The following is a 2,390-nucleotide window of genomic DNA, read 5'->3' as shown; positions in this document are numbered from 1 at the left end:
GGGGCGGGCGCGGCGCGCTGTCTGGGGGCGGCGCGGCGGGGTTCTTAAAAAGCCCCCCCGTTTTCTAGCGGCGTTGGCCCCCCCCGCCCCCCGTCGCGTCACCCCCCCCGGCCCCCCCGCGGGGGGGGGGGGGGGGGGGGGGGCCCCACCCCCCCCTTATCCCGGGGCCGCGGGGGGGGTGCCCCCCCCCCACCGCCATCTCCGGGATCAGGGTCACCCCGAGCCCGCCCGCCACGCACTGCACCACCGTCGACAGCGATGCCGCCCGGGTATCCCCCGCCGCGCCCGGGCGGATCTCCGCGGAACGGCACAGTTCCAGAGTCTGGGCGCGCAGGCAGTGTCCCTCGTCGAGGAGCAGGATCGGCAGGGCGTCCAGTGCCGCCGGGGCCAGGTCGGTGCGACCCGCCAGCTCGTGCCCCGCGGGCACCACCACGACGAAGTCCTCCGTGTACAGCGGTATCTCCACCACACCGGGGACATCGGCGGGCAGAGCGAGCACCGCGACGTCCAGGCTGCCGGCGCGCAGCTCGTCGAGGAGGCGGGCCGTTCTGTCCTCGACGATCCGTGGCGTCAGCGCGGGCAGCCGGCGGCGCAGGGTCGGCAGCAATGCGGGCAGGAGATACGGTGCGACGGTCGGAATGATGCCCATCCGCAGGACACCGCCGAGCGTATCGCCGTTCGCGGCGGACAGGAATCGGTCGGCCGCGTCCAGTGTGGCGATGGCTTGCGGGAGTAGTCGCCGGCCGGCCTCGGTCACCAGCACGCGGCGGGTGCTGCGCTCGATCAGCTGCAGTCCGAGCCCGTTTTCCAGCGCGGCCAGGGCCTGCGAAAGCGTGGGTTGGCTCACATCGAGACTCGTGGCGGCCGCACCGAAATGGCGATGTTCGGCGACGGCGACGAAGGCACGCAGCTGCGAGAGGGTTGGCTGATAAAACTGATCGGACATCCCTATCAGTGTAGTGCGACCTATCACTTTTGCCTTTTGCGGGTTGCTTGGCAAGATCGACGCAGAATGCTCACCCCGCCGGCGAGATCCGCCGGCCACTCGATACGACAAGGAGTTCCACCATGCCCCTGTTGACCATCGGCGACCAGTTCCCCGCCTACGACCTCACCGCGGTGATCGGCGGTGACCTGTCGAAGGTCAACGCCCAGCAGCCCGACGACTATTTCACCCGCGTCACCAGCAACGATCACGAGGGCAAGTGGCGGATCATCTTCTTCTGGCCGAAGGATTTCACCTTCGTCTGCCCCACCGAGATCGCCGCCTTCGGCAAGCTGAACGACGAGTTCGCCGATCGCGACGCCCAGGTGCTCGGCGCCTCGGTGGACAACGAATTCGTGCACTTCCAGTGGCGGGCCCAGCACGAGGATCTGAAGACCCTGCCGTTCCCGATGCTGTCGGATCTCAAGCGTGAACTCGCCGCCGCGACCGGCGTTCTCAATGCCGACGGTGTGGCCGACCGCGCCACCTTCATCGTCGACCCGAACAACGAGATCCAGTTCGTCTCGGTGACCGCCGGTTCCGTGGGCCGCAATGTCGACGAGGTGCTGCGGGTGCTGGACGCGCTGCAGTCCGACGAACTGTGCGCGTGCAACTGGAAGAAGGGCGATCCCACCATCGACGCCGGCGAACTGCTGTCGGCGAGCGTCTGAGAGATGAGGTAACGCAGTGAGCATCGACACTCTGAAGAACTCGCTTCCCGAGTACGCCAAGGATCTGAAGCTCAACCTCTCCTCGCTGGCACGCACCACCGTGCTCAACGAGCAGCAGCTGTGGGGCACCCTGCTGGCCACCGCGGCAGCCACCCGTTCGGCCACCACGCTGCGTGAGATCGCGGAGGAAGCGGCCGACACCCTGTCCGCGGAGGCGTACAACGCAGCTCTGGGCGCCGCCTCGATCATGGGTATGAACAATGTGTTCTACCGGGGTAAGGGCTTCCTGGACGGGAAGTACGACGATCTGCGGGCCGGGCTGCGCATGCAGATCATCGGTTCGCCGGGCGTGGACAAGAACGATTTCGAACTCTGGTCGTTCGCGGTGTCCTCGATCAACGGCTGCCAGCACTGCCTGGAGGCCCATGAGCACACCCTGCGCGAGGCCGGTGTCTCGCGCGAGGTGATCTTCGAGGCCCTGCGCGCGGCGGCCATCGTGGCCGGTGTAGGCCAGGCCGTGCAGACGAACGAGGCGCTGGCCGGCGCCGCCGTCTGATCTGCCGCCCCGACGGGTTTCGTTCACCAACCCTGTGGGGGCGCCGGGGTGGGGGGGCCCCCACGGGGGTTGGGGGTACACCACAGCGCGCGGAATACGGGTCCGGCCCCAGAACACCCAGCCGCGCCCCCCCAGCGACACCCAACAGTTGACGCACCGGGGTCGTGAACTTAGGGTT

At 68.5% G+C, this 2,390-nt stretch carries 3 protein-coding genes; 2 read left to right on the top strand and 1 reads right to left on the bottom strand.

The genetic code is table 11. The features are described from left to right. Positions 1–64: 64 nt before the first annotated feature. Complete coding sequence (locus QH196_RS00025) at positions 65–946, bottom strand: hydrogen peroxide-inducible genes activator (protein ID WP_280413683.1); 882 nt, start codon at positions 944–946, stop codon at positions 65–67. 122 nt (positions 947–1,068) lie between these two features. On the opposite strand from QH196_RS00025, the gene QH196_RS00020 reads away from it, so the two are divergent. Continuing rightward, positions 1,069–1,656 carry a peroxiredoxin gene (locus tag QH196_RS00020; RefSeq protein WP_280413682.1) on the top strand — a complete coding sequence of 196 codons (588 nt, stop codon included), beginning with the start codon at positions 1,069–1,071 and terminating at the stop codon, positions 1,654–1,656. A gap of 16 nt (positions 1,657–1,672) precedes the next feature. Beyond that, complete coding sequence (locus QH196_RS00015) at positions 1,673–2,212, top strand: carboxymuconolactone decarboxylase family protein (RefSeq protein ID WP_280413681.1); 540 nt, start codon at positions 1,673–1,675, stop codon at positions 2,210–2,212. Positions 2,213–2,390 lie beyond the last annotated feature (178 nt).

The organism is Nocardia carnea, assembly GCF_029868325.1.
In the GTDB taxonomy this organism is placed as follows: domain Bacteria; phylum Actinomycetota; class Actinomycetes; order Mycobacteriales; family Mycobacteriaceae; genus Nocardia; species Nocardia carnea_C.
The sequence above is the reverse complement of the archived record's forward strand: the minus strand, read 5'-3'. Positions and strand labels throughout refer to the sequence as shown.